At 66.3% G+C, this 22,665-nt stretch carries 21 protein-coding genes and 1 pseudogene; 6 read left to right on the top strand and 16 right to left on the bottom strand.

The genetic code is table 11. The annotated features are described in order from the left end of the window. Window positions 1-513 precede the first annotated feature (513 nt). Window positions 514-1,842 carry a hypothetical protein gene (locus AB0K12_RS40985; protein WP_364573333.1) on the bottom strand — a complete coding sequence of 443 codons (1,329 nt, stop codon included), beginning with the start codon at window positions 1,840-1,842 and terminating at the stop codon, window positions 514-516. A gap of 524 nt (window positions 1,843-2,366) precedes the next feature. Between AB0K12_RS40985 and AB0K12_RS40980 the strand changes: the two genes are divergently transcribed. After that, window positions 2,367-2,798: a hypothetical protein gene (locus AB0K12_RS40980; RefSeq protein WP_364573331.1), complete on the top strand. Its 432-nt coding sequence runs from the start codon at window positions 2,367-2,369 to the stop codon at window positions 2,796-2,798. Here the strand turns inward: AB0K12_RS40980 and AB0K12_RS40975 are convergent. Next, complete coding sequence (locus AB0K12_RS40975; RefSeq protein WP_364573329.1) at window positions 2,793-3,716, bottom strand: phospholipase D-like domain-containing protein; 924 nt, start codon at window positions 3,714-3,716, stop codon at window positions 2,793-2,795. The genes AB0K12_RS40980 and AB0K12_RS40975 overlap by 6 nt on opposite strands. Continuing rightward, the gene (locus AB0K12_RS40970; protein WP_364573327.1) at window positions 3,653-4,303 is read right to left on the bottom strand and encodes a transposase; all 651 of its coding nucleotides are present in this window, start codon (window positions 4,301-4,303) and stop codon (window positions 3,653-3,655) included. Before AB0K12_RS40970 ends, AB0K12_RS40975 begins: the two co-directional genes overlap by 64 nt. A gap of 535 nt (window positions 4,304-4,838) precedes the next feature. On the opposite strand from AB0K12_RS40970, the gene AB0K12_RS40965 reads away from it, so the two are divergent. Then, complete coding sequence (locus AB0K12_RS40965; RefSeq protein WP_364573325.1) at window positions 4,839-5,093, top strand: hypothetical protein; 255 nt, start codon at window positions 4,839-4,841, stop codon at window positions 5,091-5,093. 355 nt (window positions 5,094-5,448) lie between these two features. Here AB0K12_RS40965 and AB0K12_RS40960 read toward each other — a convergent pair whose 3' ends face one another. The 5 genes from AB0K12_RS40960 to AB0K12_RS40940 form a co-directional block, all read right to left on the bottom strand. Next, window positions 5,449-5,802, bottom strand: a complete 354-nt coding sequence (locus AB0K12_RS40960; protein WP_364573323.1) for a hypothetical protein — start codon at window positions 5,800-5,802, stop codon at window positions 5,449-5,451. An 80-nt stretch (window positions 5,803-5,882) separates the two neighbouring features. Continuing rightward, a complete protein-coding gene (locus AB0K12_RS40955; RefSeq protein WP_364573321.1) occupies window positions 5,883-8,789 on the bottom strand; it encodes an NACHT domain-containing protein in 2,907 nt (968 codons plus the stop codon). 363 nt (window positions 8,790-9,152) lie between these two features. Beyond that, on the bottom strand, window positions 9,153-9,872 hold the full coding sequence (locus AB0K12_RS40950) for a hypothetical protein (RefSeq protein WP_364573319.1): 720 nt from the start codon (window positions 9,870-9,872) through the stop codon (window positions 9,153-9,155). Then, window positions 9,869-10,186: a DUF6461 domain-containing protein gene (locus AB0K12_RS40945; RefSeq protein WP_364573317.1), complete on the bottom strand. Its 318-nt coding sequence runs from the start codon at window positions 10,184-10,186 to the stop codon at window positions 9,869-9,871. Before AB0K12_RS40945 ends, AB0K12_RS40950 begins: the two co-directional genes overlap by 4 nt. A gap of 59 nt (window positions 10,187-10,245) precedes the next feature. Then, a complete protein-coding gene (locus AB0K12_RS40940; protein WP_364573315.1) occupies window positions 10,246-10,524 on the bottom strand; it encodes a hypothetical protein in 279 nt (92 codons plus the stop codon). A 365-nt stretch (window positions 10,525-10,889) separates the two neighbouring features. On the opposite strand from AB0K12_RS40940, the gene AB0K12_RS40935 reads away from it, so the two are divergent. Beyond that, window positions 10,890-11,867 carry a polyprenyl synthetase family protein gene (locus AB0K12_RS40935; protein ID WP_364573313.1) on the top strand — a complete coding sequence of 326 codons (978 nt, stop codon included), beginning with the start codon at window positions 10,890-10,892 and terminating at the stop codon, window positions 11,865-11,867. Between the two features lie 56 nt (window positions 11,868-11,923). On the opposite strand, the gene AB0K12_RS40930 is transcribed toward AB0K12_RS40935, so the two are convergent. The 3 genes from AB0K12_RS40930 to AB0K12_RS40920 all read right to left on the bottom strand — a co-directional run bounded on the left by AB0K12_RS40930 (window position 11,924) and on the right by AB0K12_RS40920 (window position 14,009). Beyond that, entirely contained in the window at window positions 11,924-13,030 is a 1,107-nt protein-coding gene (locus AB0K12_RS40930) for a Gfo/Idh/MocA family oxidoreductase (RefSeq protein ID WP_364573311.1), read from the bottom strand. A gap of 39 nt (window positions 13,031-13,069) precedes the next feature. Beyond that, the gene (locus AB0K12_RS40925) at window positions 13,070-13,225 is read right to left on the bottom strand and encodes a hypothetical protein (protein ID WP_364573309.1); all 156 of its coding nucleotides are present in this window, start codon (window positions 13,223-13,225) and stop codon (window positions 13,070-13,072) included. 178 nt (window positions 13,226-13,403) lie between these two features. Beyond that, window positions 13,404-14,009, bottom strand: a complete 606-nt coding sequence (locus AB0K12_RS40920; RefSeq protein ID WP_364573307.1) for a TetR/AcrR family transcriptional regulator — start codon at window positions 14,007-14,009, stop codon at window positions 13,404-13,406. 140 nt (window positions 14,010-14,149) lie between these two features. Between AB0K12_RS40920 and AB0K12_RS40915 the strand changes: the two genes are divergently transcribed. The 3 genes and pseudogenes from AB0K12_RS40915 (at window position 14,150) to AB0K12_RS40905 (ending at window position 15,581) form a co-directional block, all read left to right on the top strand. Further along, window positions 14,150-15,121 (top strand): aldo/keto reductase, encoded by a 972-nt coding sequence (locus AB0K12_RS40915; protein ID WP_364573305.1) that lies wholly within the window; start codon window positions 14,150-14,152, stop codon window positions 15,119-15,121. Between the two features lie 71 nt (window positions 15,122-15,192). Further along, window positions 15,193-15,273, top strand: a pseudogene (locus tag AB0K12_RS40910) (short-chain dehydrogenase); the annotation flags it as partial. An 11-nt stretch (window positions 15,274-15,284) separates the two neighbouring features. Beyond that, window positions 15,285-15,581, top strand: coding sequence for an SDR family oxidoreductase (locus tag AB0K12_RS40905; RefSeq protein WP_364573340.1), 297 nt, complete (start codon window positions 15,285-15,287; stop codon window positions 15,579-15,581). A gap of 439 nt (window positions 15,582-16,020) precedes the next feature. On the opposite strand, the gene AB0K12_RS40900 is transcribed toward AB0K12_RS40905, so the two are convergent. The 5 genes from AB0K12_RS40900 to AB0K12_RS40880 form a co-directional block, all read right to left on the bottom strand. Beyond that, window positions 16,021-16,845: a hypothetical protein gene (locus AB0K12_RS40900; protein ID WP_364573303.1), complete on the bottom strand. Its 825-nt coding sequence runs from the start codon at window positions 16,843-16,845 to the stop codon at window positions 16,021-16,023. 436 nt (window positions 16,846-17,281) lie between these two features. Next, window positions 17,282-19,306: a beta-galactosidase gene (locus AB0K12_RS40895; protein ID WP_364573338.1), complete on the bottom strand. Its 2,025-nt coding sequence runs from the start codon at window positions 19,304-19,306 to the stop codon at window positions 17,282-17,284. A gap of 32 nt (window positions 19,307-19,338) precedes the next feature. Continuing rightward, window positions 19,339-20,703, bottom strand: coding sequence for a sugar ABC transporter substrate-binding protein (locus AB0K12_RS40890; protein WP_364573301.1), 1,365 nt, complete (start codon window positions 20,701-20,703; stop codon window positions 19,339-19,341). Between the two features lie 76 nt (window positions 20,704-20,779). Beyond that, a complete protein-coding gene (locus tag AB0K12_RS40885; RefSeq protein ID WP_364573299.1) occupies window positions 20,780-21,673 on the bottom strand; it encodes a carbohydrate ABC transporter permease in 894 nt (297 codons plus the stop codon). Between the two features lie 3 nt (window positions 21,674-21,676). Beyond that, window positions 21,677-22,603: a sugar ABC transporter permease gene (locus tag AB0K12_RS40880; RefSeq protein ID WP_364573297.1), complete on the bottom strand. Its 927-nt coding sequence runs from the start codon at window positions 22,601-22,603 to the stop codon at window positions 21,677-21,679. Between the last annotated feature and the right edge of the window lie 62 nt (window positions 22,604-22,665).

The raw sequence follows: 22,665 nt of genomic DNA, 5'->3' as shown, positions 1-22,665 counted from the left end.
CAGATTCCGGCAAACGCACCAAACCCGTGCTCTGATCAGCCACTACCGCCGACGAGGCGACCCGTTACCACGCGATCTACGGATGTAGTACCGGGCCGGCGCTGATTCGCAAGGACGTCGGCCAGTAGCGTGGGTACGCCAGCGAACTGACCGAGCAACCCCGCCCAAGACCCCCCTTGCCTTCGTCGACTGCGTGGCCAGCCTCACCCCGGCCGCTGCACCAGCCGCGAGGTCGACGGGGCATGGCGGAGAGCACTCATCAGGCCCATTTGACAGAGCGACCTGTACGTCCCTCACGCCCCCATGTCGCGTCCCGCCGGGCCCAGACTGCGCCCACGCCAGTCCCGGCGGCCCCAGCCCAGCACGTGACGATAATCTCACCAACCGGAGGAGAAACCGAGGGAAAGCCGCCCATCCGCAGCACATCGCATAGACCCGATCATGGGAAGCTGATTTTCCTGGCGTTGCCTGAAGCCAAGCCAGGCGTTCAAGGGCCGCAATAGAGTTCAGGGGTTAGAACGGAGGTTCGTCATAGCGTTCCTCTGTGGCACTGGGCACGATGGCGGGAGTGGAGCTCGGTCGGGGGAAGATGGCGAGGGCCTCCTCCACGCGGCCCTGCTCGATCAGCAGCCCGGCCACGTACGAAGGGCTGCGGCCGGACTCCAAGAGGACGGCGATCGCTTCATCGAGACGCCCTGCCTTCTCCAGCAACCGGGCGAGCGAATCGGCGCGGAACCCGAATGGATCTTCAGCAAAGGCCGACGCCTCGGCGATCGCCTCGTCGATACGTCCGGCTTCGGCCGGCAGCATCAACCGCTGATGGCCTAAGAAGTCCTGCAGATCCTCATCATTCTCATGGCCCCGGGCCATCTCGACGATCAGATCGAGGGCCTCATCGACGCGGCCGTTGGCGACCAAGATGTCCACCACTTCCGTCAGCAGACACCCGCAGTCCCGGCCCTCCATCTCCGGACGAGCCGCCGCGACGATCTCGTCCACCCGGCCGCTGTCCACGAGTAGACGCACCAGATCATGCACGACCTTCGACAGCCACTTGCCGGGTGTGCCGCGCAGGATCGCGATGCCCTCATCGATCCTCCCCAGCTGTGCCAGCCGGTCGGCCAGAGAACAAGCGGCATAGCCGCCGTCGGGTCCGGCGGCGAGCTCGCGAAGCTCCTCCAGCCGATCATGGCGGGCCAGCATCGCGGTGAACTCTTCGACCTCGTTCGCGAAAGTGTACTCATCAGCCTCATTGCTACGTCGCAGCAGGTCGAGAGCCTCGTCCACCCGTCCTTGCCGTTCCAGCACCCGGCCCATCACCATCACAGCGTTCCACGGTTCACCGGCGCGCATCTTGTCCTCGACCGCCGGTCGCAGCAACGCGGCCACCTCCTCGTCGCGACCGTGTCCCTCAGTAGCCTTCGCCAGCGCCTCGATCAGGAACCAGTCCTCCAGGTGAGGACGCAACACCTCGATCGCCTCATCCACCCGCCCATGCCGGGCCAGCAACCTCGCCAGCGCGTCCCGGGCGAGACGCTCACCACCTTCGGCCTGTGCCAGTACCAGCCCAACGGCTTCGTCCACGCGCTCTTGCCGCTCCAGCAGATCAGCGGCCGCCTTGACGGCGTACCACCAGCCGGTCTCGGCAAACGGTGCGACGATCCCCCAGGCGGACTGCCAGTCCTGCCTGGCAGCCAGTTCCTTCACCGCGCCAGCGGCGGAGAACCAATCGCCCGAGCGGGCAGTCGCCACGACCGTGTCGAGGTGTCCGTGCTCGATCAAGCGGTCCACGATGTCCGGCGTCACCCCCTTCGTACAGACGCCATTGCCGATCGGGATCATCCGCGTTCATAACCCTGAACTCTAAGGCGAGATTTATGCCACCATGATCGCATCGTTCCGCAGAGAGAGGCTGCTTAGTAGCTTTCGCCTGTGCAGGATGCGGTGCGGTGATAACCACGCGAGTGGCGCTTCCCGACCACTCCAGCCAGAAGTACGGCCATGACCTGCTTCCCGGGCTTCTGGAGCCAGGAACACACGCCGTAGGCCCGGAGACGGCCGGCCTTAGCGACCATTGCAGCCCGAGCCGGTAGAGCAGGGCATCCGGCTACTGACGTACTGCATCACGGGCCCGACGGACAGGATCGGGATCGCGCCGGGCGACGGCCGCGGAACCGTCTTCATCCCGGAGCGGCTGGGCGGCTGCGTTGCGGCTTGGGACGGCCAGTACGGCCGCGACCTCACGTGCGCGAAGTGCGGCCGTCCGGTGGCAACCCGTGTCGACGACTGCGGGGTTCTGGCAGGTGGTGTGGCCAGAGCCGGGCGCCGTACGCCCCGTCGCCGTCGCCGGACCCGTCCAGCGAGTGATGGACTGGGAGGAACTACTGAGCACGCCACCCGTTGACCAGCGTGGTTACTGGAACCCGCAGTGGAAGGCCTCGGTCGCGGTGGCACTGGCGCACCTGCTGGCGGTCTCGGGTGGTGAACGGGTGGCCGTCCCCGATAGGCCTGTCGCAGAGGCGTTTCGCCGGGCGATCGACAGTCTGCTCCCTCCCGGACCACCGAAACGATACCTCCGCCTGGCCTGGCCCGGTCTGTCCGCCGCCATCACGGACATCGCCCTGGTGCCGTGGCATCCGCAGACCGGTGAGGTGTCGCCGTGCGAGGCAGGAGCACTGGTGCCACTGGCCGCGGGCGTGTGGACGTACCTAGCCTTCCACGACGATCGGCGGCTCGTGCCGGCGGCATACGGAATGCCTGCCGACAATCGCGCCGTGATGATCGAGTGCGCGTCATAGCGGCATGCGGACGAGCACGGCCGGGCACAGACCTCGTTGCACACCCTCAGGGGTTCTCTCCCGGGTGAGCCAAGCCTCGAAGATCTCAGAAGTCTTACGGCTCTTTCCTGACAGGCTGTCCTGCTCCAGCCACCACCAACCATTCGCGGTGTCGAGCTGCCACCTGTCACTCCCGCTGTGCAGCGTGACGGTGGAGGCGCCGGATCTCTCGTAGAGGACCACTCCCTGCTGCTCCTTGAGCCGCCGCCAGGTGTGATCGTCGGCCATCACCTCCAGCGAGTTCGGCAGCGGCCAGGGCGTGAGTGCCTCCGCGTACAACGTGCCCGCCAGCTCGCCGAGGCTCGGGTCGCGGACGAATGTCATGTTCGCCTGGTCCATAGCGTGCTCGTAATAGCGCACAGCCTCCGTGAGCGCGGCGGTGCCGTCGAGTCTCATGCCCATCTCTATGCCACCGGTGAGGCCCAGATCGGTCAGGAAGTTCGCGGAGAACAGGGCGCCGTGCCTGCCGTCCGCGATTGCGGCCTTGGCGTGGTTCAGCCTGTCGGGGACTATTTCGACGCCAGCCTCGGCGAAGGTCGCGGCCTCGGCTCTGGCCGCATCCATGTTGTTGCGGCCCCGCATGAACATGCGTACGCGTACGCCGCGCTCCACCGCGCGGCGTACCGGATCGAACAGTAGATGGGGCTGGGGTGGATGCTTTCCGATCTGGTACGTCATATTGGCCACACTGAACGTCGCAAGGATCAAGTCCGTCTGGGCCCTGTCGACGATGTCCTCGATCGCGGTGGCGATGTGGCGTTCCTCGGAGCCCCAGGTCCAGATGGGACCGGTCTCGCCTGTGGGCGCGGTGACGGTTAGTCGGGTGCGGCCTGTTCTGGACTCGACGCGGTAGCGTTCGGGGTCGGGGTCAGGTGGCATGTCCCACGTGCTGAGCTGCCACAGGCGGCCAACAGGTAGTCCATCTCCACCCCGGCAAGGTCGCGGCGGCACCAGGCGTCGTACTCGGCCACGATGGCCTGGCAGATGGTCGAGACCGTGGACTTGGACAGGACTGCCTCGGGGCCGAGCGCGTCGGCTAGGGCGCCTTCGACGTCACGGACGGACAGGCCGCGCACGAAGGAGGCGATGACGAGGGTCTGCAGCGCGTGGGTGCGGGTGACGCCGGCGCCGAACAGGCGGGAGGCGAACTTCTCGGTGGTGCCACGCAGTTTGGGGCGGGCGATGGTGATCGGCCCGCTGGTGGTCTTGACGGTGGTCGGGCAGTGCCCGTTGCGGTAGCCCGGCCGTACCGGGGCCTCCTCGTCGCTGGTGGTGGCGGTGGCGGTGCGCTGGTAGCGGGCGCGGCCGAGGAAGGCGTCCACCTCGGCTTCGACGGCGGTCTGGATGATCAGGCGAGCGCCGAGACGGGCGACGTCCTCGATGACCTCGACCAGGTCACGGCCGTCGGCGAACAGGGCGTCGATCTCGGCGCGGATGGCCTGAACGGGCGGTAGTGTGCGTGCCACGAGCGTAGGTCCTTGCGTTGTGTGAACTTTGGTCGGTTCAGCACGGCAACCTACGCTCGTTCACTTTTACACCGCATCTCGGACGCGACCGACGCCGCCCCGGCACCCGACTCGCCCCTTCAGCTCTGGGCCAGCTGAAGGGCACGTCAACCGGATCATCCTCCTGGATGCCAATAACCAGGGGCCCTATGGCCTGGCGGAGAGTATGGGCTAGCCGGTTCCGCGATAAACCTGGACAATCGCCTATCGTGATGGGGATCTGCGGCTACGAACCGGCCTTCCTCGTCGGACTCGAAGCCGTTCGCGAGGCACACGGACCGGCTCTGGCCGCGCTTGCAGGCAGGCGTCTGACGGGTTCGCACTCGTACGTTTCGCCGAGGACGGGGACTGGTTCGCCGACTGCCCCGTCGTCCTGGACTTCGACGGCGTCCAGGCGGAGATCTGCCACTGGAAGCTCGACGAGCTGTCGATCGGTTGGAACACCATCGACACGACGGCCGCGATCAGCGGCTGGGAGTACATCAAGCAGACACCGGTGTGGTCCGGCACCGACGAGCGGCTCGAACCGTTTATCGGCCAGGAACTCCACGAGGTCGCCCTGCTCGAGTGGCGGACATCATCACGTCATGACCTGGCGGACGGCACCCTCGCCATGGAGTTCGTCTTCGATACTGGTCGGTTCCACATCGCCAACGCTCTCGATGAAAACTGCATCGAAGTCGGCGAAGCCCATCCTGAATTCGTAAGACACCGACTGGACCGACCCAGCCCGACCAGACCAGCTCCCTGATAGATTTCGGCGATCGATAACAAGGTCGCCCGAGCCGACGCTGATTCGCAAAGACGTAGGCAGGCACTGTAGCGGTTGATCGACGCGACAGTCGGCGCAGCCCCGGACGTCGAGCTTTGTCCGAGCAGTGCTCTCCGACTGTCGTTGAGCTGAGCCGAGCGTCATGGACAAGCGCGCCCCTTGTCTGTCTGCTCATTGCGATTGCGCTGTACATACCGCCATGAAGAGCGCCGACAAAGTCGAATCGGCCGCGAACAAATCCCGCCCAGAAACGATTACGAAGGGAAGCGAAAAACCCGCGTGAACGTGTCCTCGGCCTCACGAACATGTACGCCTTCACTGGGGTTTCCGGCCCTTATGGAACTATCGCCCGTCCCAGCAGCCGCCCGACTTCGAGGAGGCCGTCAATATAGTCGACCAGTCCTGCGACAGCACAAACATCCTCCGAAGCACGTGCCGGAGTGCGCGCCAGTTCGGCTTTGATCTGAGCCAGTCGATCTATCGTCTCATCCAGCTTTCGCAGATCGGCGACCTCTATCCGGCAATTGACCGCAGCGGTTGCCATCGCCCCGACACGGGGATCCAGAATCAGCAACTGTGTCACCAGATCACTGAACTCTGTGCCTTGGGGCAGCTCCGGGAACGGGCGTTTGACGAAGGATTCGAACTCTGGTCGAGACCGGTTGATCTGTTCCTGGCCAATCGGCATAAGTAACAATCTTCCACTCTTGGTGTAGGTACCGAAGGTCTTCCCTACCTTTATCCGCCATCCTTCCTCACCGCAGTTCCTCAGCCAACTCTCAAAAAAGTGATGGGCGAGGGCAGCCGGTTTACCTGCAGCAGAACAGTATCCTGATCATAATAGACGCAGATGCGGTTGGTAGAGTCGGCAAGAGGACTACAGTCGACATTGCCACACGACATCAACCGCAGCGTTCCTATACTATCGCTGTTCGCGATCCACGAAAGGTCAGGATCGGACATCTCGTTGAAGGACACGCTGGAAAGGGCGGGCAAGGCGCCTAAAGCGTCCAGGTCATCGAGGCCAGGACAGGTATAAAGACTTAGTGATTCAAGGTTCAATAAGCTCTGTATGCCCGCAAGTGATCTCAGATGCAGGGCTCTCCGAATGATGAGCGAGTGCAGATTATCCGGCCCCCTCGGCAAGCCGGTCAAGTCCGCATTAGAAATATCGAGCAGCCGCAACTCCTCCAGCGAAGGGCATCGTTTAAGGGGATTTAGGTTTGGGAATAGCCTCTCCTCGCACAGTAGCGTTAGGGACTTCAGATTGCGAATATCTGGTATTGGGCTGAGCTCGAGATCCGGATCAACCTCCTCTATAATCAACCTTCTGAGCGATGGGAAGTTGGGCAACGACGGCAGAACTGTCGGGTCTGAGATCGAAAGCTGCTCCGTGTCTATCCTCGGCCGTATCTGACTGCTGTACTCCTCGGCGTCGAAATATTGCCAGGCGCGGAGTATCTCGGGCATGACAGAGTTATCCGTTCCGTACCTGCCTGCGATCCTGCTGATCAACTCCAGGGCGCTTCGGCCTCCGATCAAGCTTGCCGCACGCACCGTGGCGGCCGCTTCATCCGCCTGCTTCGGAGGATGCTGATTCAGTAGGGTGATGAGCCGCTCACCGACCGCACTCAATAGCTCCGCCTGCTCGATGCTCTGGGGCGGCAGGAGCTTCGGGATAACCGCCTCTACTTCAGCACGCAGACTGGGGTCTATGCGAGGAATCTCTTGCAAGCAGGCGACGGCAAGGAGCCGTCGTTTATATTTCTGGCGCCCGTGCCCGCCTCGCTTGAGCAAGCCCCGGAGCAGCTCATCGCACTGTCGGGCTGTTGCTTGACCGGTAGCCAGAACGGTCACTTCACGCCACTGGTCATCCCCGGCATTTCGGACCAGCTCTCCTATCATGTTGTCGTTCACGGCTGCGTACGCGGCTAGGAACTCCTGGAACGTGCGGTGCACGAAGTCTATTCGCCCACTGGCCGGTTCGCGAAGCACTCCGCTGCGTTCTAGGAGATTTCGAAAGACTCTCGGAGCTCCTTCAGCGTTCCCGGGCAGCTGCCGTAAAGACTTACGCACCTGACCTATCGCGCTGTCGAAGTCGGCTTCCGACTCTCCATTTCTTATAAGCCATAAGGCAAGATCCGCAAGAATATTCTTCTTGACGGCGAATTCCAAGGTGATCTGCTGCGTCATGATATGACGTTTCCGGTCCCGGTCGTCGAACATCGCGAGGGCCTTTTCATAGATCTCTGTCCGACGTCGCGGCAGCTGAGACCGCATGTGATAGTTCAGCGCGCACAGCAAGCCAGCAAGTAGCGGTGTGTCTGCCAGCGCACGAAGATGCCTGTCATTCTCTACTGCCACGAGCAGCCCTCGTTCGAACTTGTCGAGCTGGCTACGACTGTCCGAGTCGGCGACCTCCTCACGCATGGCAGCATGCCACTGGCGCACGAATTTCCGAACCAGAGTAGGTGGCATGGCTTCCAACAGGGTTGGCTCGAAATTCAAATCCGCCAGCCAGCCTTCACCAATCGCATGGGGGCGAGTAGTGATAACACATAGGGCCCGCGGGAAGAGGTCAAATAGGTCTCTCAGCCACTGGGTCAGCTCCTCGCGCTGGGCTTCCGGGAGTTCATCGACCCCGTCGATCAGCATCAGCGCTCGGCCATCCTCAAGCAAGCTCCGCGCCCAGTTGGTGGGCATTGCAGAAGAAAGTAGTGGCGCTATCCCGCCGATGAAACCTTCGGGATTCGGCAACTGCTTTCCCACGTATTCGCGAAGCCGAATGAAGAAGGGCGTGCACCCGTTGAGGTGCGCAAGCCGCCCGGAAAAATCTCCACGAGCCGCGCGAACTGCTAGCCATTGCAGAACAGTAGTCTTTCCGGCGCCCGCACGGGCGATTAGTAAACTTCTAGGACTTTCCGCCAAACGATCCTGAAGAGCCAAGCGCCCCACGTTTGACCCGCGTCCCGTGACACTCAGACTCACATAGGCCACACTCAGCGGATATGAAATAGCGCCGAAGTTCAGCCCGTAGACTTCGAGTCGATCCAGTTTGGTTGCGAGATGACGCCGGTAAGCCGTACTGAACTTCGCCTCGAAGGATTCACCTGCCTCCCGTTGTGGGATTCGGTCCAGCAGCTCCTCGATGCCGTCAAGAATCGCGCGACTACGCTGGAGGATCTCGCTGTATGCGCCTACATGGAAGCTTGGCAATCTATCTGCGATCTGAATGGCGTAGATGCAGCTCTCGCTGAGCAGACGGTCATAAAAAGACGTCGCATCATAAGATAGATCACGTGTTGCTTTCGGTAGCCCTGCACGTAGCCATCTCTCAAGGTAGAGGGGATCCAAGTCTCGGCTGAATAAAGTTTCGCTCGTGAGAGCAGATTTATTGAAGGTTTCCCCGGCTGCGATTACAGCGGCCTGCCATTCGTTGTCTGGCAAGCTGTTGAATTCATATTTACGAAGATCGCTGAGCTTTCGGGCTACCGGAACTTCAAGGTCCTCGAAGAATCGCTGCGCCTTGCGCTGCTCAAGTCCGCCGGCGATCTTGGTGCGGACTGCGTCGATGATAGAGGATCCGACTTCTTTGGTGAAGTCGGAGTCCTTCGTCCACAACCCATATGCAGCTTTCACAACCGCTGTCGCCAGGCCAAGAAAGAGATCGGACACAGAGGTGATTGTTTCAGGACCGGGGGTCATGTGCACAGAGGGTGGCCAGATTGGACGAAATGACCGATATGTCATCTAATGTACTTATGCGCATGTCAGAATTATGAGCTGGTGCGATAGTCGACCCCTCCAGGCACAGCACTTACATGAAGCACGCATGCGAAGAGGTAGAGGGTCCGCCCGCCTGTCACGCCTCAGCGCCGCGTTCTCCTGCACGGGCATTTTACGGGGGTCGGGTCGCACCAGCCGTGGCAGAGTCGCCGCATCGACCGCCGGCCTACGCCCTGGACGACCGGACGAGTGGCCGAAAACACATCGCGTCGATGGCAAGCCCTGCCGCTGGTCACCGGCTTTGATGCGCGTTCAGGATGCTGTGCGGCTGATGCGCTGCAGGCACCGCTTCATGATGACGACGACGGCTTTCTGATCGTCGGTGAGATGTCCCATGTAGGCGCGGCCCGCGACCGCGTCCGCGGATGCGGCGAGGTCGTCTCCCAGCGCGTCCAGCAGCACCTTCACGGCCGCACGGCGCGGCGTCCAGTCCGGGCCGGGTTCACGTGAGACCTCCTCGCGCAACAGGGCGACCCGGCGGCGAACCTCCCACCGCCGGGTGGCGTCGTCGTCGCCGCGCAGGAACTCCAGCACCTCATCCACTGTCGGGTGCGACAGCTGCGAACCCTGCACCACCGCCTCCGTCATGAGATAGCGGATGGAAGCCACCTTGCCAGGCGACAGATCATCGAGGATGGCCCGTACGTCGGGCCGGTCCAGGACTCGGTGGTCGCGTAACTGATCGGGAACGATGTCGGCGGGCAGCGGATTTTCGACGAGCAGGCGCGTGAGACCGCCGTCCAGCAGCCACTCCTCCGTGAGGCGGGCACCGGTGATGTGCTCCGCCGCCAGAAGCGTGGCGACTTGGAGCCCGATGACATCATCGGTGCCGACCGCGTCGATGACCGCGTCGGCGTCACCCGGAAGCCGGCCGGAGCCGGACGAGGAGGACGTCAGCCGGACGGCCGGCAACCGCCCGGCGGCGGCGTAGCTGAGCCGGTCGTATCGGCCCCCGTCGAGCAGCACGTTCACCACCCGCCCCGGGCCGACAACGCCTTCAGCACTTCGGGCCGTGCGCCCTGGCACCCGTTCGGTTCGACGACCAGCATCCAGTCACCGATCGTCCCGGCCACCAGAATGGGCAGGAGGCCGGGAATGTCCGCGTTGTACTGCTCGAGCTGGGCGTCCTCGAAGCTCATCGACTCGGCCGCGGCGAGGTCGGCACCGAAAGCCCGCGCCACGTCGTCCAGCCCCGATACCTCGCACCAGGTCAGACAGGTCGGATCGGAGAACGAGAACCCCTCAGAGACGAGCCCCTCGTAATAGGTGAAGTCGTCTTCCCTCATCCCGCGGCCTCCATCGTGTGGAGCCGGCGGGCGTCCTGGAACGCCCGCCGGCTCAGCGCTTACTGAGCAGGTGGCTGGTAATGCAGCTCGGCCCTCGCGTGAGGCTCTGCTGGTTTCACTATGCCCGTCGTCAGTTCGGTGCGCGCCGCCTCCTGGAGATTGGTGCTGGATGCCGTAATGAGGTCCATTGAGCTTTCGGGCAGGCACCGGCGGTCGGCGACCCGCCATCCGTCGTGGGCTTTGACCAGGCCGGCGTCGGCCAGGCGGAGCATCTCCGCGCACCACAACGCTTCCACAAAGCGCTGTCGCAGTTGACTCTCGTCCAGGGCTGCGATCAACAGGCTGGAGCATCACATGCGAGTCCTGGGCAGGGTTTCGAGGTTCTTTCGGATACTCGGCGACTACTCTGTTCTACGAGGGGCTTTAGTGAGCCTGGAGTCCAAGCCTTGCGACGGCCAGAACTGTATAAGCCACTCCTCAGCTCCTCGTGGAGGAGCGTTTTCATCTGGCCGGCTCCAGCCGCTTCCTGGACGGCGACTTGCCTTGATCGCCCAGTCGCCGGCGTTTCCCGCAGACGACGACATAAGGTCCTCGCTCACACCAGGCATCACTGCGCACTGACAACGCGCCGAGAAGGCCGTACTGAGAGGCTCCTCAGGGTCTCTCAGGTGTCACACAGCCACCGCGACGCAAGCTGGAGCGTATGGATCAACTCCTCCGCAGCCCGGCCATCGCCGCCGGGCTGACCAAGGTCGAAGCCAGGATCCGGCGGCTGAGCGGCTCCTCCGCGCTGCCCGCCATCAACGCGGGCGCCGGGCATGTCGTCGCGGCCGGCGGCAAGCGGCTGCGGCCCGCCATGACGCTGGCCGCCTCCCTAGCCCTCGGCAAGACTCCCGACCGCCGGGTGATCACGGCCGCCGCGTGCATCGAGCTCATCCACGCGGGCTCGCTCGTGCACGACGACCTCATAGACCGCGCGAGCGAGCGGCGCGGCGCCAGGACGCTCAACGCCGAGCTGGGGGACGGCAAGGCGCTGGTGATCGGGGACTTCATGCTGGCCAGGGCCGGGCTGGCGGCGATCGTGAACCTGTCCAGGCCGGTGGCGGAGGTGCTGGCGGCGGCGGTGGTGGAGCTGTCCGAGGGGCAGTACCTGGAGACGGTCGGCCTGTTCGATGCCGGCCGTACCCGGGAAAGCGCGTTGCGGTCGATCACCGGCAAGACCGCCGCGCTCTTCCGGGCGAGCTGCCTGGTCGCGGCGGTGTGCGCGCACGCGCCGGCCGAGGACAGGGCGCGGATGGCGACGTATGGGGAGAAGTTCGGGCTGATCTTCCAGGTGCTGGACGACCTGCTCGACCTGACCGCCACCAGCGCGCAGCTCGGCAAGCCGGCCGGGAACGACTTGCGGCAGGGCGTCTACAGCCTGCCGCTGCTCATGTCGGGGATCGACCTAGGCGGGCTGGGCCCGGGCATGACCGACGAGCAGGTCGCGGAGGTGCTGCGCGAAGTGCGGGAGAGCCGCATGACGGCCGACACCATCGCTTACTGCCGGGGCCTGGCCGCGGACGCGGTGGCCGCACTGCCCGTGATCCACGACCCGGAGACGGCGACCTTGCTGTACGGGCTTCCGTCAGCGTACGTCGACCATGTGGAGTGGCTGACCGGCCTGACGATCGCCGGTTAGGCCTCGCGGATGTGGCGCCAGGCGGTTGCGTGACAACCCTTCTACTAGGGGCTCTTCTACTTGTTGAAAGAGTGGAGGGTTCGGCGTTGGCCTGTGGTGGCGGAGCGTGCGATCGCGTCCAGAAGCCGGTGGCGCTCGACGGCGTGGGTGAAGTCTGGGGCGACAGTCGTTCCGTGGGCGAGGTCGTCCCGAATCGCGGCGTAGGCGTGCGCCAGGTTGTGGATCACGGTGCCGGCCAGGGCGGGGTAGTCGTCGTAGCCGCTGGGCGGCGTGACCGTCGTAGGCCGGCCGCCGCTGCGTGCGACACGTACCGTGACCGGACCGATGTGCGGGAACTCGGCGCCGGTGATCTTGAGTCTCCCCTCCGTGCCGTCGATGATCAGTGAGAAACCTGCACCCGATGCGGCGCCGCCACGGTGGTGGGCGGACAGGATCGCCCCGCCCGCCACGGTGCCCGAGATCGCGATCTGGTCCTCGGCGGTCATCGGGACGACCTGGCCGGTTCGCCCCAGGGGAACCTGGCGGCGCCGGGTCGCGGTCGTGGCGACCACGTCCTGAAGCTCGCCGACGACCATCGACACCAGGTCGATCGCATGTCCGAACGCGATGGTCAGCATCGTGGCCCCGAGCTTGCGGTCGAGCGTGTAAACCATGTCCGGGGACACCGGAGTGCCCCATTCGGTCGAAGACGCCACGACGGTGGCGGAGAGCACGTCCCCCACGATTCCTTCGGACACGAGGTCGGCCAGCCGGCGGAAGGTGGGCGAGGAGCGTCCCTGGAGACCGACGAAGGTGCGCGTCGTGCCGGCGGCACGCTCCATCTCCTCGGCCTCGTGCAGGTCGACGGCGAGCGGCCACTCGCAGAGCACCGGCACTCCCGCCTTCAGCACGGGCAGCACGAGTTCGCGATGCCGGGGCACTTTGACGGCGACGACGACGAGGTCGACGTTCGCGTCGCCGGCGAGCTGCTCGACCGACGTGTACGCGGGTACGCCATACGCCGCCCCCGCGGCCTGGGCGGAGGCTTCGGAGCTCGCCGCCAGCGCGCGAAGCTCGATCCCGTCGACGGCTCTCAGCGCGGGCAGGTGAGCCCCGGCCGCCCAGCCTCCGGTGGCGCTCAGGCCGACGATGCCGACGCCGATCGGCTTACGGGGGTCAGGCACCGAGCTGCCGCCTCAGGGTCTCGGCGTCGTGCAGGGCCGTCATCTGCACGAACCGCCCGTCACGGACCTGGTAGATGGCGTACTCGACGATTTCGTGGTCTCGTCGTTGATGAACTCGTCCGTGCGGGAGATCTCGTGTGCGTTGAGCGCCCCGATGTAGCGCAGGTAGAACGCGCGCAGGTCGGTGTCGGACATGATCTCCTTCTTCAGCCCCCTGGGGCGGGGGCCGGGCTCGGTGTTTCGCGACGGCTCTCGACGCTTTCGTCGCGGTACGTCGGCAGGGTGAGGAACCGCTGCTCCACCACTTCTGTTCCAGACGGTACCGAAGTTTTCGCCGTACCGTCACCACTCGTCCAGCGAAGGGGTGCGGCCGCTAGGCGGGCCAGCCGAGCATCGCCGCGTCGACGATCTCATCGAGTTCAGCAGGACCGAGGCCGTTGGCGGCCTGCACGGCGATGCCGAAACCCACCGTCATGATGAACCGGGCAAGCCGCCGAGGGTCGGCGTCACGGGGAAGATCACCCTCGTCGACGGCACGCCGGAAGCGCTCCTCAAGGCGGACGCCCGCGTCGTTGCGCCAGTCGACGAGCAGGTCGTGGACGGCCCGGCTCTCGTCGCTCGACGCCAGCGCACCCTGCACGGCCAGGCACCCGGAGGGGCCGTCGGACGAGGCCGTGGTGCAGACCGCCCCGCGCAGAAACGCCACGGCCACGGCCCGTGCGGTGGGCTCCCCCAGGGCGCGCGTGACATAGGCGGCCGGCCCCGCGCCGTAGCGCTGGAGGGCCTTGCGGAACAACTGCTCCTTGTTGCCGTAGGCCGCGTACATGCTCGTCTTGGTGATCCCCATGGCGCGGGTCAGCTCGGCGAGGCTTGCGCCTTCATACCCTCGCGCCCAGAACACCCGCATCGCGCGTTCCAGCGCCTGGTCGACGTCGAATTCTCGAGGCCGGCCCATGACGGCCCTGCTGGAGTCACCCATGCCATAAGCGTACCTGTCGGTACAGATCTCCGCCGACCAGTGGTTTCATCGGGGACGGTAGTTAAGTACCGTTCGGTCTTGATGTGCGCTAGAGTTCTGAACCGATCGGTACTTAACTGCTGGGAAGGAAAGTCCACGCCATGAAAACCGTTTCGCTCGGCGGCCTCGAAGTCTCCCGCATCGGCCTCGGAGCCATGGGAATGTCGGCGTTCTACACCGGAGCCGGCCAGTTCGACGGCGAGTCGATCCGTACGATCCACCGGGCTCTGGACCTCGGGGTCACCCATATCGACACCGCCGAGGCGTACGGCCCCTTCATCAACGAGGAGCTGGTCGGCCGGGCCGTACAGGGGCGCCGGGACAAGGTCGTGCTGGCGACCAAGTTCGGACTGATCTCCCACACCGGTGGCACGGCTCCCGACAGCACGCCGGCCACCATCCGCCTGGCCGTGGAGGGCTCACTCAAGCGCCTGCGTACCGACTCCATCGACCTCTACTACCAGCACCGGGTGGACCCCGGCACGCCCATCGAAGAGACCGTCGGCGCGCTGGCCGAACTGGTCGCCGAAGGCAAGATCCGCCACATCGGCCTGTCGGAGGCCGGCCCCGCCACGATCCGCCGCGCCCACGCCGTGCATCCGGTCACCGCGGTCCAATCCGAATACTCCCTGTGGACCCGCGACCCCGAGGCCGAAATCCTGCCCGTCCTGCGCGAACTGGGCATCGGCTTCGTACCGTACTCCCCGCTCGGCCGCGGTTTCCTGACCGGCGGCATCCGCTCCCTGAACGATCTCGACACCGACGACTGGCGCCGCACCAACCACCGCTTCGCCGACGGCAACCTGGAACGCAACCTGCGCATCGTCGACGAGGTCCGGGCCGTGGCCGCCGAGATCGAGGCCACGCCCGCACAGGTCGCCTTGGCCTGGCTGCTCGCCCAGGGCGACGACATCGCGCCCATCCCCGGCACCAAGCGAGCCGCCCGGCTGGAGGAGAACGCCGCCGCCGACCACATCAAGCTCACCGCCGGCCACGTCGCCCGCCTGAACGCCCTGCCCCCGGCCGCCGGCGAACGCTACGACGCGGACAACATGGCCGCCATCGACCGCTGATCGAAGCTTGCCGCAGCCAAGATCTGTTCGACGAGTTGACGGCCATCAACGCCAAGGGACCGTGCTTCACCGTGCAGAAGCTCGCCCCGCTGATGACCGAGGGCGGCGGCGTCACGCGCACCACCTCGGTCCCCAACGTCCTCGGCCTGCCCACGCTCAGCGCCTGCGCCGCCACCAAGGCCGCCCTGCGCTCCATGACCCGCAGCCCGGCCCCGAACTCCTGCCCAACGGCATCCGCGTCAACGCGGTCAGTCCCGGCCCGATCGACAGCGGCAACGTGGAGAAGCCGATGCCCAAGGAGGCCGCCGACCAGACCAAGGCACAGATGGCCGCCGACAACCCCATGCTCCGCATGGGCACCCCATCCGAAGTCGCCAAGGCGGTCATCTTCCTCGCCTTCGAAGCCACCTTCACCACCGGTGCCGAACTCTCCGTCGACGGCGGCTGCTCCCAACTCTGAACCCCGCCCGGCATCCCGGCCGCTGAGGCCGCCGAAGGGACGCACCTGGGCACCGGTCGGCGCCGGTCCGGTGGTGACGCAGCGCGAGTCTTGGCGATCCGCCCCCGGGTGTTGGGTGAGGAACGCCGTGCCCGGACAGGCGGTGGCTGCTCTCGGCAGGCGCGGGGAACATGTGCGGGATGATCTTTAGAGAAGATGGGGTTGAACAAGGCGTTTTCACAGGTCAGAGCACCGAAGCCAGCTAGGCGGCCACCGCCCTCCTACAGCGGGTGCCGCAGTTCGTCTCCTGTCGGGGGCGCTATCCCTCCGGCCACGCCCTGCAAGAGGGTGAGCCGGCTGAGGCCGGCCCACCCGCCGAGATCTTCAGGGTCTTTCCATCGGCCGGTGGGGTGCGTCCGGCACCGCAGGCCCGGCCGGACGCACCCCACGGGCGGCACGCTCAGCCCGGCGGATACTGGCCGTTCTTCGCCACTGGCACGCCCAGCTGTACGGCGCCGGTGAGGGTCGCGCGCTCCGGCGGCAGTGATCCCAGTACCGGGTTCAGGTGGCGGAGGCTCAGCGTCACCGGTGCGATCGCTGGAGCGACCGTGTCGAACTTCTCCAGGTCCACCCAGCGCACGACCTCCAGCACCTCCGGCGGAATGTCGTCTCCGCGCTTCAGCATCGGCACGCACAGCTGGCGGGCGTCGGTCACCCGCACCGTCGCCGGGGGGATCTGGTCGGTCAGCACCGGGTTCAGCTGCCTGAGGTTGAGTGCCCGGTTCATCGGGGCGTTCGGGGTGATTCCGTAGCACAGCAGGTCGATGTGCTGGACCAGTCGCAGAACCTCCCCTGGCGGGACGACGCCGTTCTTCGCCACCGGGACGCACAACTGCTGCGCTCTGCTCAGCACGACCTCCGTACGGGGCAGGTCCTGCAGCACCGGGTTGAGATGGCTGAGCACCAGCGCCTTGCCGGTCGCGGGGGTGACGACCCGGTAGCAGGCCAGGTCGACGAATCTGATGAAGTCCAGGGCCCCGGACGGCGGCATGACGTTGTTCTTGGCGACCGGCACGCACAGCTGTTCACGCGCGCCCAGGGTGACCTGCTCGATCGGCAGGCCGTCGAGGACCGGGTTGAGGTGCCGCAGCGTCAGTTCGATGGCCGGCGGCTGGTACGGGTCGGTCTTGAAGCATTCGAGGTCGAGGTACGACACGAATTCCTTCGGCGCGGGCAGCGTCAGCGCGGCGGCCGACGGTACGGCGACAAATGCCAGAGTGACCATTGCCAGAGCCACGGATAACGCGCGCCGGATCGTCGGCCGGACGCGCCGGAGCCCGCTGACGGGTCGGTTCACCGTTCCTCCATCGGTCGTGGTTTCTCCTGGTCATCCCTCACTTTCTGCGCACCAGGCAACTTTGACAAGATAAATGGCAGCTTTTCACTATTTCTCGATCGACGCCGGACTATAAGTGCCGCCCATAACCGTTTCGAGAACCATCAGGGGCTTTTTCGCACATTCCCGTCGAGCGATTCGGGCGGTAATCTATTCGGGGCCGTTCCGCCGCCCGTCTCTTCCGCCGAGCTCGATCGAGGGCGGCGCGTGCCTTCACAGCTCGATCGAGGGCGGCGCGTGCCTTCACGGCGTCCTCGTCGATCGGATGGGCCGTGCCGGCAGGCTGGCCGGTCTTTTCGCGCAGTTCCAGGCCGGCGGCAACACGCTAGCGGCGCAGCAGGATGCGGACCTGGCCCGGCGCCAGGGTCGCGTCGGGGGCCAGTGACGGGGCGTTCAGGGGGTCGCCGGGGACCGCTGACACGTCCACCTGGCGGTCTCCTCGGTTGATGAGGAACCAGTAGGAGTGCGTCCCGTCGGTGCGGACCGCCAGCTCCACCTGGCCGCGTAGCTCGGCAGGCAGTTCTGAGGTGATGCCGGCGGTTTCCAGGAGGCCGGGGAGCAGTGCGGCGAGTCCGTTCGGGCCGAGGCGCGTTGAGACGTAGGCCGCCGTTCCCGGGCCCACGCGGTGGCGGGTGATCGCGGGTCTGCCGGCGTGGTCGCCCGTCTTGTACGACGCCAGCACCGCGGCCCCAGCCAGGTCGATGCGGTCGGTCCACAGGGTGCCGGTGACGCCGAGGTCGAGGTCCACGGTGTCGCCGTCCAGCAGGGGGCCGAACTCCTGGATGCGGATGCCCAGGAGGTCCCGGAGCGCGCCGGGGTAGCCGCCGAGCCAGACGCGGTCGTCCTCGTCCACGATGCCGGAGAAGTACGTGGTGACGAGGTGCCCGCCACCCGCCACGTACGACTCCAGCCGCCCGGCCAGCGCGGCGGGCACCATGTGCAGGACGGGCGCCACCACGAGGTCGTAGCCGGAGAAGTCGGCGGCGACCGGCACCACGTCGGCCCGCACGCCCGCCGCCAGGAACGCCGAGTACCAGTCGAGCGCCTCCTGCCGGTAGCGCAGCAGCGAGGTGGGGTGGGAGTCGAGCTCGGACGCCCACCACGACTCCCAGTCGAACAGGATCGCGGCGCGGGCGGGCGAGCGGTGGCTGCCGGCGACGGGGGCGAGGGCGGCCAGCGTGGCGCCGAGGTCGGTCACCGACCTGAACACGTCGCTGTCCTCGCCCGCGTGCGGCACCATCGCCGAGTGGTACTTCTCGGCCCCGCCGGCCGACTGCCGCCACTGGAAGAAGCAGATGGCGTCGGCGCCGTAGGCGACGTGGGTGAGCGAGTCGCGGGCCATCCCGCCGGGCCGCTTGGCGAGGTTGACCGGCTGCCAGTTGACGGCGCTGGTGGAGTGCTCCATGAGGAACCAGGGCCGGCCGCCGGCCAGCGAGCCGGTGAGGTTGGCCGAGAACGACAGCTCGTCCTGGGCCTGCGGCCCGGTCAGCACGTAGTGGTCGTTGGAGACGAAGTCGACCTCGCCCGCCCAGTCGGCGTAGTTCATCCCCTTGGTCTCCCCCATCACCATGAAGTTGGTGGTGATCGGGACGCCGGGGCTCAGGCGGCGCAGCAGGTCGCGTTCGGCGCGCAGATGGTCCTTGAGCGCGTCGGAGGAGAAGCGCTTGAAGTCGAGCTGCTGCGTCGGGTTCGGGTAGGACGCGGCCAGGCGCGGGGGCAGGATCTCCGCCCAGTCGCCGTAGCGCTGGGACCAGAACGCGGTGGCCCAGGCGCGGTTCAGCTCGTCGAGGGTGCCGTAGCGGGCGCGCAGCCAGTCGCGGAAGGCGGTGGCGGCGTCCTCGGAGTAGTCGTAGACGTTGTGGCAGCCCAGCTCGTTCGACACGTGCCAGGCGGCCAGCGCCGGGTGCTCGGCGTAGCGGACGGCCAGGGCCTCGACGAGGCTCAGCGCGTACCGGCGGAAGATCGGCGAGGTGGGGCGCCAGTGCTGGCGGGCGCCCGGCCACACGGTGTGGCCCTGCTGGTCCACCGGGAGGATCTCCGGGTGCGCGGCCGTCAGCCACGGCGGCGGCGAGGCCGTCGCCGTGGCCAGGTCGGCCGCGACGCCGTTGGCGTGCAGGAGGTCCATCACCTCGTCGAGCCAGGTGAAGTCCCACGTGTCCGCGGCGGGCTGGAGGTGCGCCCAGGAGAAGATGGCCAGGGAGACGATGTTCACCCCGGCCGCCCGCATCGCGCGCATGTCGGCGTCCCACACCTGCCGGGGCCATTGCTCCGGGTTGTAGTCCGCGCCGAACGCCAGCCTGGCCCTGTCCGGCTCCGAGGGCCAGCGCACCCACCGGCGGCCGTGTTCCACCTGCAACGTCTGCTCCTGTCCTGCTGGTCGTGCTACTTGACGGTGAAGCCCTGCTCCTGGCCGTACTTGATGGAGGCGTCCTGCCACGCCTTCAGTCCGTCCTGGAGGGTGATGGAGGAGGTGTACGCCTTGCCGACCGTGTCGTTGAAGATGCTGTTGGCGTAGACCTGGAACGGCAGGTACGACCAGCCCGGCGCGACCTGCCCGGCCGACTCGGCGAGCACCTGGTTGACCTTCTGGCCGCCGAAGTAGGGGAACTCCTTGTCCTTGAACGCGGGGTCCTGCAGCTGGGCGGTGGTGGCGGGGAAGGCGCCGCCGTCGATCCTGGTCTGCACGCCCTCGTCCACGGTGGCGTACTTGACGAAGGCGTAGGCGAGGGTCTTGTTCGCGCCGGCCTCGGGGACCGCGAGGGAGCTGCCGCCGTTCTCGGCGGTGACCTTGCCGCCGGCCTCCCACTGCGGCATGGGCGCCACCCGCCACTTGCCGGACGCGGCCTTCACGCCCGACTCGAAGTTGGCCGGCATCCAGGCGCCGGTCACCAGTGTGGCGATGGTGCCGTCGGCCAGGCCCTTGTACCAGGCGTCGGTCCAGCCGGGGACGGAGGCGAGCAGCTTGCCGTCGATGAGCTTCTGCCAGGTCGCGGTGAACTTCTGGGTGCCGGGGTCGGCGAAGTTGACGGTGACGTCGGTGCCGTTGACCGTGTACGGCTTGCCGCCCGCCTGCCAGATCATGCTGGTCGTGAAGCCGGCGTCGCCGCTGTCGCTGCCGATGTACGCCTTCGGGTCGGCCTTGTGCAGCTTCTCGGCGGCGGCGACGTACTCGTCCCAGGTGGTGGGCACCTCGATGTCGTGCTTGTCGAAGACGTCCTTGTTGTAGAACAGCGCCATCGGGCCCGAGTCCATGGGCAGCCCGTAGACCGCGGGGCCGCCGGCGTGCACGGAGTTCCACGGGCCGGGAGTGAAGGTGCCCTCCAGCGTGCCCGCTCCGTACGCGCTCAGGTCGCTCACCGCCTTCGACAGCGCGAACTGCGGCAGCGCGTAGTACTCGATCTGCGCCACGTCGGGCACGCCGGAGCCGGCCTTGATCGCGTTCTGCAGCGCGGTGTACTGGTCGTTGCCGGTGCCGGCGTTGACCAGGTCCACCTTGACCTTGGGGTGCTTCTGCTGGAAGTCGGCGACGACCTGCTTGAGCGTCGGCTCCCACGCCCAGACGGTGAGGGTGCCGCCGGCGTCGAGCGCCTTCTGCAGGTCGGCGTCGGAGACGGCCTGCGACGCGGCGGCGGTGGCGGTGGCGCCCCCGCTGTCGCCCGAGCCACCGGACGAGCCGCACGCGGTGGCGGCGAGTGACACGGTCAGTGCCGCGCCCAGCAGGAGGGCGTGACGACGGTTGATCGTCATGGGCGGTGCCTTTCTGATGGTCTGTCCTGGTGTACGCGTTGTGTCGCGGCTTGTCGCTCGGGCCCCGATGCGCCGGTCAGCCCTTGACGCTCCCCGTGGCGAGGCCTGACTGCCAGTACCGCTGCAGCAGCAGGAACGCCGCCATCAGCGGGACGATGGTGAGCAGTGATCCGGTGATCACCAGGTTGAAGACGGCCTCGCCGCCCGCCGTGCCGGCCTGCTGGTTCCAGCTGTGCAGGCCGAGGGTGAGCGGATACCAGTCGGGGTCCTTGAGCATGATCAGCGGCAGGAAGAAGTTGTTCCAGGTCGCGACCACGTTGAAGAGCAGGACCGTGACGATGCCGGGGCCGAGCAGCGGCAGGCTGATCCGGAAGAACGTAAGGAACTCGCCCGCGCCGTCCACCCGCGCCGACTCCAGGATCTCCTTCGGGACGGCGTCGCTGGCGTAGGTCCAGATGAGGTAGAGGCCGAACGGCGAGATCAGCGACGGGATGATGATCGCCCACGGGGTGTTGGTGATCCCCAGGTCGGAGAAGAGCAGGAAGATCGGTACGGCCAGCGCCGTGCCCGGTACCGCCACCGCGCCGATCACGACCGCGAAGACGGCCTTCCTGCCGGGGAAGTCGAACTTGGCCAGGCCGTAGCCGGCCAGGGTGGCCAGCATCGTCGCGCCGCCCGCCCCGGCGACCACGTACAGGAGCGTGTTGAGCAGCCAGCGCAGGTAGACGCCGTCGTCGTAAGTGAAGGTCCGCGCGATGTTGTCGAACAGCGCGAAGTCGCCGGAGAACCAGAGCCCGAAGGAGGACAGCAGGCGCTCCTGGGTCTTGGTGGCGTTGATCAGCAGCCAGGCCAGCGGGAGCAGCGTGTAGACCAGCATGATCGTGGTCAGCGCGGTGAGCGTGCGGCTGCGCCGCCGCCGGTGCGGGCGCCGGTGGCGGATGACGAGCGGGCGGTGTGCGGTGACGGCCATGGCTCAGACCGCCTTCCGCATGCCGCGGAGCTGGACCACGTACGCGATGATCATCGTGATGACGCCCATGATGATGGCGACCGCCGCCGAGTAGTTGAACTGCTGGCCGGCGAAGGACAGCGAGTAGGCGTACAGGTTGGGCGTGAAGTAGGTGGTGATCGAGTTCGGCGCGAGCGCCTTGAGGATGCTGGGCTCGTTGAACAGCTGGAAGCTGCCGATGATCGAGAAGATCGTGGCGATCACGAGCGCGCCGCGCAGGGCGGGCAGCTTGATCGACCAGATGATGCGGAACTGGTCGGCGCCGTCGATCTCGGCGGCCTCGTACAGCGAGGGGTTCACCACGCGCAGCGCCGAGTAGAGGATCAGCATGTTGTACCCGACGAACTCCCAGGTCACGATGTTGCCGATGGAGGCCAGGATGAGGTCGGGCGAGAGCGGGTCGGGCAGCGACAGGCCGAACGCCTCGTTGAGGTTGCCGATGAGGCCGAACCTGGTGCCGTACATGAAGCCCCACATCAGCGTCGCCACGACGGCGGGCACCGCATACGGCAGGAACACCGAGATGCGGAAGAACGCCGCCCCGTAGAGCCGGCCGCTGTCGATCGCGAGGGCGACCAGCAGCGCGAGGAACAACATGATCGGCACCTGCACGACCAGGAACAGCGACACCCGGCCGAACGCCGACCAGAACTGCGGGTCCTGCAGCGCCTTGACGTAGTTGTCCAGGCCGACGAACGCGGTGCCGCCGACGAGCTGGGTGCGGTAGAGGCTGAGGTAGATCGAGTAGCCGATCGGCGCCAGGAAGACGAGCGCGAACACCGTCATGAACGGCGCCACGAACCGCCAGCCGAGCCAGGACCTGCGCCTGCTGCTCCCCCGGGCGTGCCGGGCCGCCGAGGGCGGGCGCCCTCGCGCGTCTTCGGTGACCACCGGTCACTCCTCTCAACCGCCATGTTCACGTGAACATCGGCCACGGACAGAGGTCGCGGAGA

Source organism: Nonomuraea sp. NPDC049419, from assembly GCF_040676995.1.
GTDB classification, from domain to species: domain Bacteria; phylum Actinomycetota; class Actinomycetes; order Streptosporangiales; family Streptosporangiaceae; genus Nonomuraea; species Nonomuraea salmonea.
Note: the sequence above shows the minus strand (reverse complement) of the source record. Positions and strands in the feature narration are given on the sequence as shown.

Excerpts from the sequence above, each read along its gene's own strand:
- AB0K12_RS40985 (WP_364573333.1), bottom strand. The coding sequence starts at position 1,842 with ATGATCCCGATCGGCAATGGCGTCTGTACGAAGGGGGTGACGCCGGAC.
- AB0K12_RS40980 (WP_364573331.1), top strand. The coding sequence starts at position 2,367 with ATGGACTGGGAGGAACTACTGAGCACGCCACCCGTTGACCAGCGTGGT.
- AB0K12_RS40975 (WP_364573329.1), bottom strand. The coding sequence starts at position 3,716 with ATGCCACCTGACCCCGACCCCGAACGCTACCGCGTCGAGTCCAGAACA.
- AB0K12_RS40960 (WP_364573323.1), bottom strand. The coding sequence starts at position 5,802 with ATGCCGATTGGCCAGGAACAGATCAACCGGTCTCGACCAGAGTTCGAA.
- AB0K12_RS40945 (WP_364573317.1), bottom strand. The coding sequence starts at position 10,186 with ATGAGGGAAGACGACTTCACCTATTACGAGGGGCTCGTCTCTGAGGGG.
- AB0K12_RS40935 (WP_364573313.1), top strand. The coding sequence starts at position 10,890 with ATGGATCAACTCCTCCGCAGCCCGGCCATCGCCGCCGGGCTGACCAAG.
- AB0K12_RS40925 (WP_364573309.1), bottom strand. The coding sequence starts at position 13,225 with ATGTCCGACACCGACCTGCGCGCGTTCTACCTGCGCTACATCGGGGCG.
- AB0K12_RS40920 (WP_364573307.1), bottom strand. The coding sequence starts at position 14,009 with ATGGGTGACTCCAGCAGGGCCGTCATGGGCCGGCCTCGAGAATTCGAC.
- AB0K12_RS40915 (WP_364573305.1), top strand. The coding sequence starts at position 14,150 with ATGAAAACCGTTTCGCTCGGCGGCCTCGAAGTCTCCCGCATCGGCCTC.
- AB0K12_RS40900 (WP_364573303.1), bottom strand. The coding sequence starts at position 16,845 with ATGGTCACTCTGGCATTTGTCGCCGTACCGTCGGCCGCCGCGCTGACG.
- AB0K12_RS40890 (WP_364573301.1), bottom strand. The coding sequence starts at position 20,703 with ATGACGATCAACCGTCGTCACGCCCTCCTGCTGGGCGCGGCACTGACC.
- AB0K12_RS40885 (WP_364573299.1), bottom strand. The coding sequence starts at position 21,673 with ATGGCCGTCACCGCACACCGCCCGCTCGTCATCCGCCACCGGCGCCCG.